The sequence below is a fragment of the Salinivibrio sp. AR647 genome (genome assembly GCF_001995415.1).
Lineage (GTDB): Bacteria > Pseudomonadota > Gammaproteobacteria > Enterobacterales > Vibrionaceae > Salinivibrio > Salinivibrio costicola.
This window is the reverse complement of the sequence record NZ_MUFE01000005.1, coordinates 403,009-418,604: the sequence shown is the minus strand read 5'-3', so window position 1 is coordinate 418,604 and position 15,596 is coordinate 403,009. Positions and strand designations below refer to the sequence as shown.

Here is a 15,596-nt window from a genome sequence, read left to right as displayed (position 1 = left end):
ACGATTACGACCTGACTATGCTAACTAAGTAAGTTTTAGTTATAATCTGGCAAAATTGAAAATCATAATTTCACTGTCGTAATAATATGTGTCAGTGAATATAGACAGGGTAGACGGTAATGGCACCCCATTGGGAAGGATTAAACGAATTTTTATCGGTAGCCGAGCATGGCAGCTTTACCCAAGCGGCTAATAAATTGGACATCACGGTGGTGTCGGTAAGTCGTCGGGTGGCGTCGCTTGAGGCGTATTTGGGGGTGAAGCTGTTTCATCGCACCACCCGCAAAGTGTCACTCACCGACGAAGGTGAGCTCTATTATCAACGCTGCCGCCCACTGCTCGCGGCCTTGGTCGATGCTGAGCAAACCATTACTCAATCGCAAGCGCTTCCTTCTGGGCTGGTCCGCGTCACTGCGCCGGTGAACTTTGGTGAGCAATATATTGCCCCCTTGCTTGCGCCATTTTTAACCGCTTACCCGCAAGTGTCGATCGATTTACACCTGACTAACCGACGCGTAGATCTAACCGATACCGGCACCGATGTGGCAATTCGTATTGGTCACTTACCCGACTCGAGCCTTAAGGCAAAACGGTTGGGATCGCGCCAATTAACCATTTGTGCCAGCCCTGGCTATTTAGCCACTCATGGCTCTCCTGATTCACCCAGTGCACTCAGTCGCCATACCTGTTTGGTGGGATCAAATGAACATTGGCATTATCAAAGCAGCGGTAAAATTCGCACACTGACCGTATCGGGAAAGTTACGCTGTAACTCCGGAGTGGCCTTACTCGATGCGGCTAAGCATGGTCTAGGCTTGGCGCAGCTGCCCCATTATTATGTGCAGGCAGCATTGGCAAACGGCGAACTGGTTGAGGTATTAACGGATTATCGGGTAGACGATGAAGGTATTTGGGCGCTCTACCCCAGCGGACGCCAGTTACAGCCCAAGGTAGCCGCGTGGTTAGAGTTTCTTGCCGACCACCTGCCCGACCAACAGCTGCGTACAAGCACGTCTGCATCAATGGGCGCACGATAGAAAAATCGCCAGCACGGGGCTGGCGATTGTTGCACGCGCTCATTCAAAGATGAATTAATGACGCGACGCCCGCAAGGTACCTGTTGTCGGTTTAATTGCCGAGATTTTAAAGGCGCCGACATGTTGGTCGAGCGTTTGTGCCAGACCGGCTAAGTCTTGACTGCTGGCCTCTAGACTATGGCTATCTTCCAAACCGGCTTGTGCCGCTTGGTTAACATTATCCATGTTGACGTTGATTTCATTCGCCACGCTCGATTGCTCTTCGGTCGCGGTCGCAACATGGGTATTCATATCTAAGATGGTGCTTACCTGTGTGGCAATGCTTTCTAGTGCTGTCAGTGCTTGCTCAGTGGCACGGTTACCCTCGGTGGTCAATGCCTTGCTGGTGTCCATGGCATCAACGGCATTTTTCGCTTCTTGCTGAAGCTGATCAATGGTCGATTGAATTTCTTCGGTCGATTGTGAGGTTTTAGTCGCCAGGCTGCGCACTTCATCGGCGACCACCGCAAAGCCACGTCCAGCCTCACCAGCACGTGCCGCTTCAATCGCTGCGTTCAAGGCAAGCAAGTTCGTTTGCTCAGAGATCCCGCGAATCACATCCAGAATCGAGACAATCGACTGAGTTCGCTCGGCCAACGAGGTGATCACCGTTGACATGTTATCCATCTCAGTGTCGAGTTGGTTAATCGTCGCGGTTGCCTCGGTCAAGGTTTGCTTGCCGGCTTCGGTTTCGCTGTTCGCCGATGAGGCCGAGTCCGCCGCGCTAGACGCACTTTGCGAGATCTCATTAATGGTGGCGATCATTTCGTTCATTGAAGTGACCACCAACAAGGCTTGCTCGCTTTGTGACTCACCGCGCTTTAATGACTGCGCTGCTTTATCGCGCAATGATCCCGCCGAGCGGCCAAGCTCTTCACCGGTTTCGACCACGTTAGCAATGATTTGGTCGATTTTATCCACAAAGGTGTTAAACGCCTCTGAAATGTGGGTAATTTCGTTATTGCCGGTCACGGGCAAGCGCACGGTAAGGTCACCATCGCCTTTCGAGATATCTGCCAGCGCATGTTCTAAGCCTTTTAGCGGCGCGAATAAACGGCCGAGTAGCCACACCAGTACCAAGGTACAGCCGATAAAAATCAAGCCAATCGCGGTAAGCTGGGCGATGGCGATACCATTGGCGGCAGCATCGACTTCGGTGATGGGAATGCCGACATCGAACGCGCCCCAAAGACGGCCATCGACGTACACCGGCATCATGATGTCGTACACCCATACATCTTGCACATCGGCGTACCAGCGCGAATGCTGGGGCTGACCTTGGCCGGCACCGGCGACGGTATAATTATCGCTGTACACCTTATCAATTTTCTGTCTATCGCTATGAGCAATCGCTTTGATGTTTTTATCAATCATCACTGCGTAGCTGATGTCATCTCGACCTTTAAGATCGGACACCATGTCTTGCAGATCAGCGGTAGGCGTGGAGGAGTTTTCTAAGATGTATTCCGCACGGTCGGCAAGTAGCTCAGCCTGTGCTTGCGAACGTTTAAGAATAATGCTGTCTATCTCGTCATGCGAGATAAAGGTAGTGGCCGTGATGCTTGCAATGGCCGCAACCGCAAACATGGCACAGACCACGATCAAAATGAGTTTTTTCACTACGCTGCCTTTTTAAATGATGGGGAAGGACTAAAGCCGTCACAACCGGCGCGTAATGTGCCGAAAAATTCAGTGTCGAACAGTATGAGAGACGGCTGACTTCCTCTCTGTACATAATTGTTAAACAGAATCATAGCGGTAGGTCATGGGTTAAACAAGTGATGCTTCGCAAAAGTGAAATTGGGCTGAGAGGTTAGCCGCAAAAATCATGATTATTAGTTGACTGAAGCGAAGCATGTTCGTGCCCAGCATAATCGGCAGTTAAGTGACGCCAAACCGCGTTGCCGGGAAGTAATTAAGTAATTTATGCACGATAAAGCAAAGCATCAAGGTGAGTACAATGGCGACTAAGTTGCTGCTGACTCGATATAAGGCATCGTACATAAAGTCTTGGTTGGGGCTTAAGTATTGCCCGAATAAGATCCCGAGCGTTGCCATGGCCCCAAACCCCACGCCTGAGCCCCCGGCCTCTTTTAAATGCGCTTTGGCAAACAACATGGTGCCTATCCAAAGCAGCGGGATCACCAAGATCAGCACGTTAAACCAATCGTATAAAATGACTTGGCAGCCTACCCCATATACCACGCCCAACACAGTGCCAATCGCCCGTTTACGCGCATAACTGAGCGAGCCGTTCCAATGCATCGGGAACAGCAACAACACGGTGGTGGCTTGTGCTGAAATCGAATCGCGCAAATCAAACAGCTGAAAGATAAAAAACGAGACCGTCGCCAACGTCGCGCCCATGAGTGCTTCATGCCGCATCCGATGGGATTGTTTTCCCCCTGCGGGTGCAGCAGGCGGCTGACGCGGCGTGACATCAGGAATTAACCAGGTGACGAGATACGCCACTGCGACCGATAACACATTCGCGCCCAGGTTACCGAAGATTAAGGTATTAATCGGTAAATCGGGATAACTCGCAAAATGAAGCATGATGCTAAGGCTTAACACGCTGTTGGCACCAAAAAGAAAAAAACGCCCTTTTGACATGCAGGCAAATTTGTAGGTGAACAACAAGAATACCAAAGGCGTCATTAACCCTGGATGCGCGCCAAATAATCCGCCCAGCAGTCCAACTTCTAACCCACTGATCACCGCCGAGGCCAAAAGCTGACGCGCGGCACGGCCATTGATCACCGGGACAAGGCCGAGCAGCAACATTGGAGTGACGGTAAAAAACACCCCAAAGCTGCAGTCGAAAAACTTACAAATCGCGAATCCTAAGGTCGCGCCGGTGGCTATGCGCGCACATTGGCGTACATCATTATCGCTTAACGGGTGATGCCATAAATTCATTGCACTCGCCCTTAGTAGATGTAATGCAGCATACTCAGAAAGCCCACTTGTGCTTTTGCGAGCAGACCGCTTATCGCATGGTCAGGCACCAGTTGTACCGTGGCGCGAGCACCCGTGGGGAGGGCATGAGATGGCCATTCATCAAGTTGAATGTGCAGACGCATACGCTGTGCATCGCGTACCCATCGGTTCGAATTGGTGGGTGAGGCTAACTGGCCATTAGCATCGATTTGACCTGCACTGACCCCCGCATCAACACTGGTAACATGGCCGGTATATAAAGCGCCGGGCTCACTGTCAAACGCCACTAGCGCGGTATAACCTGCCTCAATATCGCGCACACTTTTCTCACGAAAATCGGCAATCACTTGTGCACGTTCTGACACCAATGCCATGATTGGCTGGCCGGCACTGGCATAGGCGCCCACGTCTAATTGCAGGTTGGTCACTACGCCGTCATGGCTGGCTTTTACGGTGGTATACGATTGATTCAATTGCGCTTTCTTTAACTTGCTCAATGCCACTTGTTCGGCAATGTTGCTGGCACCATCACCGCCCCGTTGAATTTGAAGCGCACTGACACGCGCTTTGGCAGCTTCCCATTTGGCGCGTGCAGTATCGGCCGCGCTGATCGCATCGTCACGCTGCTGCTGCGACACACCATTTTTAGCAAATAGAGCTTTTAATCGTGTTGCTTCGCGTGCTTTTTGTGCCAATACCGACGCGAGCGCCGAGACATCTTGGCGCGCGGCCATCAAGGAGGCATCGAGCTGAGCATTGCTTTGTCTGGCCTGGGCAAGTGCGAGCTTTGCTTGGTCGACGGCAATACGGTAAGGCGCGCTTTCAATCCGAAACAGCACATCACCTTGGTGAACGTCTTGGTTGTTGTCGACCGCAAGCGCGCTGACTGGGCCACTCACTTGTGGTGCCACTTTGGTGACGGTGCGTGTCACCATCGCATGAGGCGTGAGTGGCATCGTATTATCTGCGATTAAAAAATAACCGAAAAGGATCAGAAAACTGAGCGCCGCTATTTTTACCCAGCGAGAAAATTTTTCATCCGGTGTCATTCGTGCTTATTACCTTTACTTATCTACATCATTATTGATTAGTGTTGCACTGGAAAGTATCGCGCTGAACAGCGTCGCCCTAACAAGAACAAGGTATCGCCTTACTTTTTATTCATCTTGAGAAGACGTTACGTAATCGAGTGCGTTTTGATTGATGGTGACCAATACACGCTCTAAAGCCTCAAAATCTTCAGCGGCGATACCAGACAACAAATGTTTGCGTACCCGCAACACCCGCGCTTCGATACGCGACATTAATTCACAACCACTGTCGGTGACATGGACGGTTCGGGTGCGTTTATCTTCGGGTAAGCAGCGCCGTGTGATCAGCCCTTGTTCCTCAAGGTGCTTTAACGTGCGCATTAACGAGCCCAGCTCAATCTCTAACGCTTGCGCCAACTCACTTTGGCTAATGCCATCGCCCAATCGACGTAACATCCACAGCGCACTCCAGCGCGGATAACTGAGCCCAAGTGGTTCAAGCTCGGAATCGGCTACGCGTCGCCATAGTCGTGCGGTCCGTCCTAGATGTTCAGCTATCGACATATGTTCTGGATGTGAAGCGGTCATGCGATCTCTCCCTCAATCGTGCGGATTACTTAGCCTGCTAAGTAATAGAGAACAAGCAATATAAAATAGTTAGCAGGCTAAGTAAATATAAAAGTGATATAGATCACATAAAAATCGAAGAAGTTCGGCTTCGTGCTTGCTCGCTGAGACCGAACAACTCTGATAACCTAATCATCGTCATCTTTCTGTTTATAAAGGCATTACCATGCAAGATCTTTATGATCGTTATATCCGTTATCGCAGTCACCGTGTTGAGGTCCCACTGGATCACAGTGACGCCAATAGTACGCCGATCACTATTTTTGCTCGTGAAGTGGTTGATACGCGCCATCACGAAGCAGATCTGCCGTGGCTGGTGTATTTTCAAGGTGGGCCAGGCATGGAGTCTCCCCGCCCCAACGGCGCCACAGGTTGGCTAAAACGCGCATTAGACGATTATCGCGTGTTGTTGCTCGACCAACGCGGCACGGGCTTAAGCTCGCCGGTAAATCACCAAACGCTTGCCCATCTCACGCCTGCCGAGCAAGCAGCGTATTTGAGCCATTTTCGCGCGGACAGCATCGTGAAAGACGCCGAGTGTTTACGTGAGGCGCTAGGCATCAAGCAATGGGCGATCCTCGGGCAAAGCTTTGGTGGGTTCTGTGCCCTCACCTATTTGTCGTTCTTTCCCCAATCGCTATCACGCGCGTTTGTCACCGGTGGGATCCCGCCGGTCAAGGGACACGCCGATGCGGTGTATCAAAAAACCTATCAGCGCGTGGAAGATAAGAATCAACAGTTTTTCGCCCAATTCCCGGACGCACAAGCACGCTGTCACGAGATTGCCCAGTATTTGCAAAACAATACGGTGACGCTGCCAAACGGTCAGCCGTTTACCGTTGAGCAATTTCAAACGCTGGGGCTGAATCTCGGTCGCGGCCATGCCGGGCTGCCGCTGTATTACTTACTAGAACGAGCCTTTATAGAGGTGAATGGCGAGCGTACCTTAAGCTATCCGTTCTTAAATGCGATGCAGGCTGACCAAGGATATTTAACCAACCCGTTTTACGCTATTTTGCATGAATCGATTTACTGCCAGCAGCAGGCGTCGCAGTGGTCAGCCCATCGGGTGCGCGATCAATTCCCGCAGTTCCACTATCAGCCCGATCAGCCGTTCCGTTTTACCGGCGAAATGGTGTACCCGTGGATGTTTGATCAACTGGCTACCCTTAAACCGCTCAAAGACGCGGCGATGTTGCTGGCAGAAAAGAGCGATTGGCCGGCGCTGTATGATCTGGATGCGCTGAAATGCAATACGGTGCCGCTCGCCTGTGCCACCTATGTGGATGACATGTTTGTCGAGTTCGATTATTCCCGTCAAACCTTGGCGCAGATTGCCAACAGTCAAGCGTGGATGACTAACGAATACGAGCACAATGGCATTGGCGTTGATGGTGAGCGGATTTTGAGCCGTTTGATTGAGATCGGCGATCATATTGCCGCAACCCAAGCTCCTGGTCGCGGTTGATTCGCACCGCTGCGGCCAATGGTGTCGCAGCGGACATTTTGTCCCTAACAAACTGTGATCTAATTCAAATCAATTATTCAGGGACAGGGAGGTGGTACGCTATCACTCAATACGGACTCCCCCAGTGAAACGTCTGAAAATATGCCCTTATCGTTATCGCCGCCCCGTATCGCTTACTCCAGTGATTTTTATCTTGGCTAGCCGAATAATTAGACACCGGTCAAGCGCTTGCATGTTAGGTGAATTGGCGTAGTATAAATGCGTTCTCTCGGGGAACAGGACGTTCCCAGCACGGTGTCGGCGCAAGAATGAGTGCCCCCATACATCGTCATTTTTCTTTTCAAATTTTGCGTTCACATAGATGAAAATTGTAAGTAAAACAGGCAAGAAAAGAGCCATCTTTTATAAATCTAGCGTTTTCTTTGATAAATTATGGTCACGCGACAAAACGCCCGTTTCTATTCTTTTGCTCGCCGTTGTCATCGGCTTTTTAGGCGGCGTTGTTGTCACCCTTTTCGAACTCGCGATTCATACCCTCTCTCAGTCAAGAACTGACTGGCTAGACAGCAACATTAGCTCAATGATTCCATTGGGATTACTCGCTTTTATTATCAGTGCCGGCCTGGCCTTAATGGGCTATTGGCTTGTTCATCGATTTGCGCCCGAGGCCGCTGGTTCAGGGATCCCTGAGGTGGAAGGCGCGATGGAAGGCATTCGACCTACGCGGTGGTGGCGGGTAATCCCAGTGAAATTTTTCGGCGGTTTAGGTGCGCTAGGCTCAGGGATGATCCTCGGACGAGAAGGTCCTAGTGTGCAAATCGGTGCCAATATTGGTCGCATGGTCACCGATACTTTTCGCATCAAAGACAGAAACAGTAACCAAACACTGCTTGCATCCGGGGCTGCCGCCGGTCTCGCCGCGGCGTTTAATGCCCCCCTTGCGGCGATCATGTTCGTGGTTGAGGAAATGCGACCTCAGTTTCGCTATACCTTGATCTCGATAAAAGCAGTGATCATTGCCGCCATCATGGCCGATATCGTTTTTCGCTATATCAATGGCCAAGAGGCAGTGATTGTTCTGCCCCAGTACGAGACACCACCACTTGCCTCTTTATGGTTCTTTCTCGCACTAGGTTGTTGTTTTGGCGTGTTTGGCGTGCTGTTTAATTTTTTGATTATGCGGTGTCAGGACTTTTTCCAACGTTTTTATCAAAAAAGTCAAAAACGAATCTGGCTAGTAGGGGCCACGCTAGGCGGTTTCTTTGGCTTATTGCTGATCTATGCCCCAGAGCTGACCCATGGCGGCATTAACTTAGTGCCAGATTTTGTTAGCTTAAACTATTCCATCAGTGCGCTGCTATTTATCTTTATGGCGCGTACGCTGCTGACGGTGATTTGCTTTAGCTCCGGCGCGCCAGGCGGCATTTTCGCCCCAATGCTGGCGCTAGGCACCTTGCTAGGGACGGTTTATGGCTTAGTGGTTGCCAATATGTATCCTGAGATGGGCATAGAACCGGGGATGTTTGCCATTGCGGGCATGGGCGCTTTGTTCGCCGCGACCGTACGCGCGCCTATCACGGGAATTTTGTTGGTGATTGAGATGACCAATAACTACTATCTGATTTTGCCGCTGATTATTACCACCCTCGGCGCCACCCTTGTTGCACAATTACTTGGCGGCCAACCGATTTATACCGAGCTATTACGTCGCAAAGTGCGCGAGCAAAAGCTGCGGGTTGAGCAACAGCCATAATCACAATCCATATTTGGCAAGGATAGCGGCGGTCGTGCCGCTATCTCTCATGTCCTTCAATGCGGTATTTAGCTGTGCAACTAATCGCTGATGGCGTTGATGAAAGACCAGAAAAACCGAGAAAGACGCAACCGGTTTATCTCCCATACGAACATAAGTAAGCTGGTCTTTTTCGATTATACTTTTGATTCTTCCATAACCTATCATTGCTTTAACACGGTGACTATTGACCATATTTAGCGCAGCGCGTTGTGTTCTGGTTGTTATAAGCTGCCACTGGTAGCGTTTCGCAATTTCTTCGACAGCTTGATCACCGATGACTCCTACAACATATTGGTAATCTTCCGGCTCTAACACATGTGTGTATCCAAAGAGGTAATAGTCTACCGACAACAATGGTTCTCGCGGATATAACGCTTTGGGGATATCTTGATAGGCTAGCCGTGTTCGGCCAAAGTCAGCATCAATAATGCCTTTTTTCAGTGCATTTTCGGCCCGAGCAAGTGGCATCTCTATCCATGTGAGTTCAATACTCGTGTCGATAGCAGTGAATGCCTGCTCCACGATCGCTTTAGTCACCAAAGAAACAGAATCGGTCTCATCGCGGTAAGCAATCGTTAGTGTATTTGCCATGACATTCAACGGTAGCCAGCAGGCTACAAGTATCCACCATCTCGTCACATTGCCATCTCAGGTTGCCTTTGGACTCTTAGACATTAGAAGACAGAGGAAGCACCGTCAATGTATGACACGTGACGCTGTCACTCTTTGCTTTTATCATGCCTATTGATTGAATCACCGACATGCTCTTTAGTGACGTTTGCAATATTGATCGCGCGCTGAGGCAGCTCGCGTCCGGCAAGAGAGGAGAGATATAAGGTTTCACTGACCGGTGTCGGTAAGTAATGAGCTTTAATGGCCGCTTGTTGAGCAAAAGCCGCGACAGCATTGGCGGGCAAGACGGTAAAGCCAAGTCCGCGTGCAACGGGTAGTAAGATAAGACTTATTTGGTTAGAAAAACCAGATTGCTTAACGGGGCGTAACTGCGCCGTTTGATATTGCTCGAAGTTCGCCCCAAGTAATAACTCTGCGTGATGCCTAGCATCTGGGTGATCAATGAATCCAAGTTGGCAGAGTGTTTCCCATGTAGGGTCTTTAATATGGCGCGGTGTCACCAGCAATAACGGCTCTTCGCCAATGGGTTCAGACTGAATATTCGGGTCAACTGGACAAGCCGTTGTTAGGCCAATATCAATGGTGTTATTTAAGATAGCCTTGTGAACATCGCCATTTGGCGCAAATCGATAGTTAATCGTAAGGGCAGGATATGTCACCTGAAGATCGAGCAAACGCGTATACAAGCGGAGCCCGACACTTCCCGGCGACATAATGCGTACCTCGCCTTCATAGCCGGGATCGCGACTGATGGTTACAGCAAGATTATCCAACGTTTGTAGCACGTCCTTCCCTTGACGATAGAGTTGTTGTCCTGCCTCGGTCAGCACCACGCCTTTCTTTCCTCGAATGACCAACGTTGAAGATAATGACTCCTCAAGCTTTCGCACGTGCTGGCTTACGCCAGACTGCGTCATATAGCATTTATCAGCGGCCTTAGTAAAAGTGCCAACATCTACCAGGGTGCAAAAGGTTTTCAGCCAAACAGGGTTAACCATAACAAAATGTCATCACAATCATTGCAAACCATAATTTAACATTATGGTTTAGGTGCCTCATGCTTGCAAACAATGAAGACGTAAGCAGAGAGGAACAAATGATGCAGACCCCTTACCCACGTACATTTTCACACATTGGTATTTCCGTCCCTGACTTAGAAAAAGCCGTTGAGTTTTACACGCAGGTGCTTGGTTGGTATCTCATCATGGTGCCTACTGAGATTGTTGAAGACGACAGTGCAATCGGCGAAATGTGCACCGATGTGTTTGGCCAAGGTTGGGAACGTTTTCGCATTGCCCATTTATCGACAGGTGACCGCGTTGGTGTAGAGCTATTTGAGTTTAAGGATCAGCAAAACCCTGACAACAATTTCGAGTATTGGAAAACGGGCGTATTTCACTTCTGCGTGCAAGATCCAAATGTTGAAGCATTAGCCGAGCGTATTGTTGAAGCTGGCGGTAAGAAACGGATGGAGAAACCACGCTATTACTATCCTGGAGAGAAGCCCTATCGCATGATCTATATGGAAGACCCATTCGGCAATATCTTGGAGATCTACAGCCACAGCTACGAGCTGATCTACAGCGCAGGAGCATATTAACTCTTCCACCTGCGATAACAGCTTTGGTACTTTCAATAAACAGGCTCAACGTGATTGAGCCTGTTTACTGCTTCAATACGACACCGACCAAACCGTCACTATTCGTAACAAAAAAACAAACGTGATAAAGATCACTCAATGAATTAATATCGACCAGGCAAACAGTGTGATATTAGTCACTCTGATTTTTTATTTCACTGTTCTAAAAAAATAAAGAGTGATCTATATCACTATAAATTTTATAACGCAAAAACAAAAAATGTGATAATGGTCATTATAATTTTTATTGACAATGTTGTTTTTTCATTTTGTACTAAACTTTCATGTTATGTTTGTGACAGGTGTTGGGGTAAAATATAGTTGCGACGTGAATAGTGAGAGGTGGGTCAACAAACCCCCGTTATCAGTTCTCTCGAAAAAATGTGTGGTAAATTGACTGGGTACTAACTAGCCAGACGGTTTTGGCGAACCGTTCTACCACACACGTTCAGTGAGAACATCAAACGGGGTATTGTTATGATATCATCTGACACCAAGATCAAGATACAGAATTTTGGTCGCTTCCTTTCAAATATGGTGATGCCCAATATCGGCGCATTCATCGCGTGGGGGATTATTACCGCACTATTTATTCCGACCGGTTGGGTACCCAATGAGACATTGGCGGCCATGGTCGGCCCCATGATTACCTACCTACTACCACTGCTGATCGGCTACACCGGCGGTAAACTTGTTGGCGGCGAACGCGGCGCTGTTGTCGGCGCGATTACCACCATGGGGGTGATTGTCGGGACTGACATTCCCATGTTTATGGGCGCGATGATAGTTGGTCCATTCGGCGGCTGGGCCATTAAAAAATTCGATGCTTATATCGATGGCAAAGTGAGAAGCGGGTTTGAGATGTTAGTGAATAACTTCTCTGCCGGTATTATCGGTATGCTTTGCGCGATTATCGCTTTCTTCCTCATCGGCCCGTTCGTAAAACTGTTGTCCAATGGTCTGGCTGCGGGCGTTGAATTTTTGGTCTCAGCGCACTTGTTACCGCTGACGTCGGTATTTGTTGAACCCGCTAAGATCTTGTTTTTGAATAATGCGATCAACCACGGCATTTTCTCTCCTCTGGGCATTCAACAAGCATCAGAAGCAGGCCAGTCGATTTTCTTCCTCATTGAAGCGAATCCAGGTCCAGGTTTGGGCATCTTGTTAGCGTACATGGTGTTTGGTAAAGGCACAGCACGTCAAACCGCAGGGGGTGCATCGATTATTCACTTCTTCGGTGGTATTCACGAGATCTACTTCCCTTACATTTTAATGAATCCACGTCTTATCCTTGCAGCCATTGCTGGAGGTATGACAGGTGTATTCGTTCTCACTGTGTTTGATGCAGGCATTGTGTCACCCGCATCTCCTGGCTCTATCTTTGCCGTGCTATTAATGACGCAAAAAGGATCGGTTGTTGGTGTCTTAGCGTCAATTATTGCCGCTGCCAGTGTGTCATTTGTGGTTGCCGCTTTGCTGATGAAAACGCAAAAAAGCACAGAGGGCGATGGTGACGAAGCTTCACTCGATGAAGCGACTGCGAAAATGAAGGACATGAAGACAGGCACGAAAGCAGATACCTCCACTCCCTCATCCGCGCCCAAAGGCACGGTTAATTTTGCATCCGTTAAGCATATTTTGGTTGCGTGTGATGCGGGTATGGGATCCAGTGCCATGGGTGCCAGCTTGCTGCGCAAAAAAGTGCAAAGCGCCGGTCTAGATATTGGTGTCACGAATATTGCGGTTAATAGTTTGCCTGAGGATGCGCAGATTGTGATCACGCACAAAGACCTAACCGAGCGCGCACGTACTCACGCCCCATCAGCTCACCATATTTCACTTAATAACTTCCTTGATGGTGAGGTTTACGGCCAGTTGGTCACCCAAATTCTCGCGGCAAAATACCCTGCAGCGAACGATCCGCAAGTGCTTAGGGTTCCTGATACTGCCGCGAATGACGATAGCTTCGAGCCAACGCCAGCGCCCACTTTTCAACTCCAACGTGAAAATATCCATGTTGGCTTAACGGCAACAAACAAAGAGCAGGCGATCCAATTTGCCGGCAATCAACTTGTCAAACTCGGTTACGTTGAACCTAGCTATGTCGACGCCATGTTTGAGCGCGAGGCATTAACTCCAACTTACCTCGGTGAATCTATCGCCGTCCCTCATGGCACCGTCAAAGCGAAAGATGGAGTCAAGAAAACCGGCATCGTGGTATGCCAGTATCCAACGGGTGTGCAGTTCACCGACGATAAAGACGATATCGCTAAATTGGTGATCGGGATTGCCGCCAAAAACGATGAGCATATCCAAGTTATTACCGCTATCACTAATGCGCTAGATGAACCTGATGCAATAGATACCCTCACCAGTACCGACAGTATTGACGAGATCCTCAATCTATTAAGTGATGAAAACGTCACTCATATGACGTCGTCCCATTAATCAGTCTGATAAGGAGACCACTGAGGTGGTCCCTTATATCCATCTTTTTTAGTTTGAGGTAAATATTATGAAAAATGCTGTTCATTTTGGTGCCGGCAATATTGGCCGCGGCTTTATCGGAAAATTACTCGCGGATGCCAATGTCGAGGTCACCTTTGCAGATGTTGATGCGCCCCTCATTGATCAACTCAGTCACAAACAAAGCTACAACGTCAAAGTGGTCGGCAATGACTGCCATATCGACACGGTTTCTCATATCACGGCGGTTAATTCGGCAAGTGATGATGTGATCGATAAAATCGTAAAAACGGATTTAGTGACCACGGCAGTGGGTCCCAATGTGCTTGATATTATCGCTAAGACCATAGCCACCGGGATTGAAAAGCGTTTTGAATCGGGCAATTTGGCGCCGCTGAACATTATTGCCTGTGAAAACATGATCCGTGGCACATCACACCTTAAGGGCGAAGTCTATAAGCACCTTGACCCCGCGTTGCATCAAAAAGCAGAGGCACTGATTGGTTTTGTCGATTCAGCGGTCGATCGTATTGTACCGCCCGCGGAAGCGGCGAACGATGATCCCTTAGAGGTTACGGTAGAAAGCTTCAGCGAATGGATTGTTGATGAGCAACAGTTCAAAGGCGAGATCCCTGATATCGCCGGTATGGAGAAAACGCAAAACTTAATGGCGTTTGTCGAACGCAAGCTTTTCACCTTGAATACAGGTCACTGTATCACTGCTTATTTGGGGTGCTTAAGCGGCCACCGTACCATTCGTGAAGCCATTACCGATCCACAGATTCATGCCGTGGTGAAACAGGCCATGCAGGAAAGCGGCGAAGTGCTTATTCAACGCTACGGATTTAACCGCGCCGCTCACCAAGCGTACATCGAGAAAATTTTGGGGCGTTTCTCAAACCCCTACTTGGTTGATGAGGTCGATCGAGTTGGCCGCCAGCCTATTCGAAAGCTAAGTCAGAACGATAGGCTTATCAAGCCATTACTGGGTACAATAGAATATGGCACGGATAACCGAGCGTTGTTAAAAGGTATTGCCGCAGCATTGAAATATACCAATCACACCGACCCACAAGCTGAAGAACTTCAAGCTTCACTGGCTGAGGTAGGCGTAAGAAAGACACTAGCGATATACACCGGCTTGGCAGAAGAAAGCCCTGAAATTGAGGCAATCAACACCCTGTACCAGCAATTGTAAACCGCGCACTTCACAGGGGGAGTTTAACTCCCCCGTTATAACAATAAGCAGTATTGAGTCTATGGCAGAAAATTTCGACGAAACAGACATCATTGAACGATTAAACCAAGCGACAACCGTGCGTGGCTTTTTTGTTGCCGCGGTCGATACGTTTGAAGCGTCTATTGATGGCTTAATCAAGCGGGTTTTTCGCAAAGATAACTTTGCAGTAGAATCAGTGGTGGGGCCTTTGCTGCATGACACGGGGCCACTGGGTGATCTTTCAGTGCGATTAAAACTCTTGTTTGGTCTAGGCGTGTTATCAGATGACGCTTATCACGATATTGAACAGATTATTAAACTTAAAAACCAGCTAAGTAATGATGCTGACGACTACCACTTCACCGACCCTAACGTACTGGATGCGGTAAAAAAGCTTCGTAAAATTGACAATATGAGTATGATTCAGCGCGATATAGGAGCGCCAGAGGATGATGTGGATATTGAGTTTTATCAGCTACAACTGCAACGCCAGCAGCAGGTCCTCCGCTCGGGGCTTTCTCTTGTTATTGTCGAGATTTGCAACGAATTGAGCAAAGAAAGCCCGTTCTAGTACTAAACCGGCGTATAGGCTAATTGACTACCCGGCCAGCACTAACCATATACCAAGCGCTAGCGCTCCCCCTAAAACCAACGTTTCAAATAAGTAAGCCTTAATCGTGTTATACAATTTCATACCTAACC

Annotated in this window: 13 protein-coding genes; 7 read left to right on the top strand and 6 right to left on the bottom strand. The window is 48.9% G+C overall.

What is annotated here, in order from left to right; genetic code table 11:
* Window positions 1-119: 119 nt before the first annotated feature.
* On the top strand, window positions 120-1,037 hold the full coding sequence (locus tag BZG76_RS08615; RefSeq protein ID WP_077460933.1) for a LysR family transcriptional regulator: 918 nt from the start codon (window positions 120-122) through the stop codon (window positions 1,035-1,037).
* A gap of 54 nt (window positions 1,038-1,091) precedes the next feature.
* On the opposite strand, the gene BZG76_RS08610 is transcribed toward BZG76_RS08615, so the two are convergent.
* From BZG76_RS08610 to BZG76_RS08595, 4 genes are all read right to left on the bottom strand, one after another.
* Window positions 1,092-2,696, bottom strand: coding sequence for a methyl-accepting chemotaxis protein (locus tag BZG76_RS08610; RefSeq protein WP_077460932.1), 1,605 nt, complete (start codon window positions 2,694-2,696; stop codon window positions 1,092-1,094).
* 261 nt (window positions 2,697-2,957) lie between these two features.
* Window positions 2,958-3,995: a DUF2955 domain-containing protein gene (locus BZG76_RS08605; protein WP_021024444.1), complete on the bottom strand. Its 1,038-nt coding sequence runs from the start codon at window positions 3,993-3,995 to the stop codon at window positions 2,958-2,960.
* A gap of 11 nt (window positions 3,996-4,006) precedes the next feature.
* The gene (locus tag BZG76_RS08600; protein ID WP_077460931.1) at window positions 4,007-5,065 is read right to left on the bottom strand and encodes an HlyD family secretion protein; all 1,059 of its coding nucleotides are present in this window, start codon (window positions 5,063-5,065) and stop codon (window positions 4,007-4,009) included.
* A 108-nt stretch (window positions 5,066-5,173) separates the two neighbouring features.
* Complete coding sequence (locus BZG76_RS08595; RefSeq protein WP_021024442.1) at window positions 5,174-5,635, bottom strand: MarR family winged helix-turn-helix transcriptional regulator; 462 nt, start codon at window positions 5,633-5,635, stop codon at window positions 5,174-5,176.
* Between the two features lie 205 nt (window positions 5,636-5,840).
* Between BZG76_RS08595 and BZG76_RS08590 the strand changes: the two genes are divergently transcribed.
* Window positions 5,841-7,142: an alpha/beta fold hydrolase gene (locus BZG76_RS08590; RefSeq protein ID WP_077460930.1), complete on the top strand. Its 1,302-nt coding sequence runs from the start codon at window positions 5,841-5,843 to the stop codon at window positions 7,140-7,142.
* A gap of 361 nt (window positions 7,143-7,503) precedes the next feature.
* A complete protein-coding gene (gene clcA / locus BZG76_RS08585; protein WP_077460929.1) occupies window positions 7,504-8,895 on the top strand; it encodes a H(+)/Cl(-) exchange transporter ClcA in 1,392 nt (463 codons plus the stop codon).
* Here clcA and BZG76_RS08580 read toward each other — a convergent pair whose 3' ends face one another.
* Both BZG76_RS08580 and BZG76_RS08575 read right to left on the bottom strand, forming a co-directional pair.
* Window positions 8,896-9,528 (bottom strand): substrate-binding periplasmic protein, encoded by a 633-nt coding sequence (locus BZG76_RS08580; RefSeq protein ID WP_077460928.1) that lies wholly within the window; start codon window positions 9,526-9,528, stop codon window positions 8,896-8,898.
* Between the two features lie 128 nt (window positions 9,529-9,656).
* Complete coding sequence (locus BZG76_RS08575) at window positions 9,657-10,568, bottom strand: LysR family transcriptional regulator (protein WP_077460927.1); 912 nt, start codon at window positions 10,566-10,568, stop codon at window positions 9,657-9,659.
* Between the two features lie 101 nt (window positions 10,569-10,669).
* Between BZG76_RS08575 and BZG76_RS08570 the strand changes: the two genes are divergently transcribed.
* The 4 genes from BZG76_RS08570 (at window position 10,670) to BZG76_RS08555 (ending at window position 15,465) form a co-directional block, all read left to right on the top strand.
* Window positions 10,670-11,170, top strand: a complete 501-nt coding sequence (locus tag BZG76_RS08570) for a lactoylglutathione lyase family protein (RefSeq protein WP_077460926.1) — start codon at window positions 10,670-10,672, stop codon at window positions 11,168-11,170.
* A gap of 516 nt (window positions 11,171-11,686) precedes the next feature.
* Window positions 11,687-13,657 carry a PTS mannitol transporter subunit IICBA gene (locus BZG76_RS08565; RefSeq protein ID WP_077460925.1) on the top strand — a complete coding sequence of 657 codons (1,971 nt, stop codon included), beginning with the start codon at window positions 11,687-11,689 and terminating at the stop codon, window positions 13,655-13,657.
* A 67-nt stretch (window positions 13,658-13,724) separates the two neighbouring features.
* Window positions 13,725-14,873 carry a mannitol-1-phosphate 5-dehydrogenase gene (locus BZG76_RS08560; RefSeq protein WP_021024436.1) on the top strand — a complete coding sequence of 383 codons (1,149 nt, stop codon included), beginning with the start codon at window positions 13,725-13,727 and terminating at the stop codon, window positions 14,871-14,873.
* A gap of 61 nt (window positions 14,874-14,934) precedes the next feature.
* Window positions 14,935-15,465: an MltR family transcriptional regulator gene (locus tag BZG76_RS08555; protein ID WP_077460924.1), complete on the top strand. Its 531-nt coding sequence runs from the start codon at window positions 14,935-14,937 to the stop codon at window positions 15,463-15,465.
* Window positions 15,466-15,596: the final 131 nt, after the last annotated feature.

Coding starts and splice junctions, on each gene's coding strand:
- BZG76_RS08590 (WP_077460930.1), top strand. CDS start 5,841: ATGCAAGATCTTTATGATCGTTATATCCGTTATCGCAGTCACCGTGTT.
- BZG76_RS08580 (WP_077460928.1), bottom strand. CDS start 9,528: ATGGCAAATACACTAACGATTGCTTACCGCGATGAGACCGATTCTGTT.
- BZG76_RS08600 (WP_077460931.1), bottom strand. CDS start 5,065: ATGACACCGGATGAAAAATTTTCTCGCTGGGTAAAAATAGCGGCGCTC.
- BZG76_RS08595 (WP_021024442.1), bottom strand. CDS start 5,635: ATGACCGCTTCACATCCAGAACATATGTCGATAGCTGAACATCTAGGA.
- BZG76_RS08570 (WP_077460926.1), top strand. CDS start 10,670: ATGCAGACCCCTTACCCACGTACATTTTCACACATTGGTATTTCCGTC.
- clcA (WP_077460929.1), top strand. CDS start 7,504: ATGAAAATTGTAAGTAAAACAGGCAAGAAAAGAGCCATCTTTTATAAA.
- BZG76_RS08560 (WP_021024436.1), top strand. CDS start 13,725: ATGAAAAATGCTGTTCATTTTGGTGCCGGCAATATTGGCCGCGGCTTT.
- BZG76_RS08605 (WP_021024444.1), bottom strand. CDS start 3,995: ATGAATTTATGGCATCACCCGTTAAGCGATAATGATGTACGCCAATGT.
- BZG76_RS08615 (WP_077460933.1), top strand. CDS start 120: ATGGCACCCCATTGGGAAGGATTAAACGAATTTTTATCGGTAGCCGAG.
- BZG76_RS08555 (WP_077460924.1), top strand. CDS start 14,935: ATGGCAGAAAATTTCGACGAAACAGACATCATTGAACGATTAAACCAA.
- BZG76_RS08565 (WP_077460925.1), top strand. CDS start 11,687: ATGATATCATCTGACACCAAGATCAAGATACAGAATTTTGGTCGCTTC.
- BZG76_RS08575 (WP_077460927.1), bottom strand. CDS start 10,568: ATGGTTAACCCTGTTTGGCTGAAAACCTTTTGCACCCTGGTAGATGTT.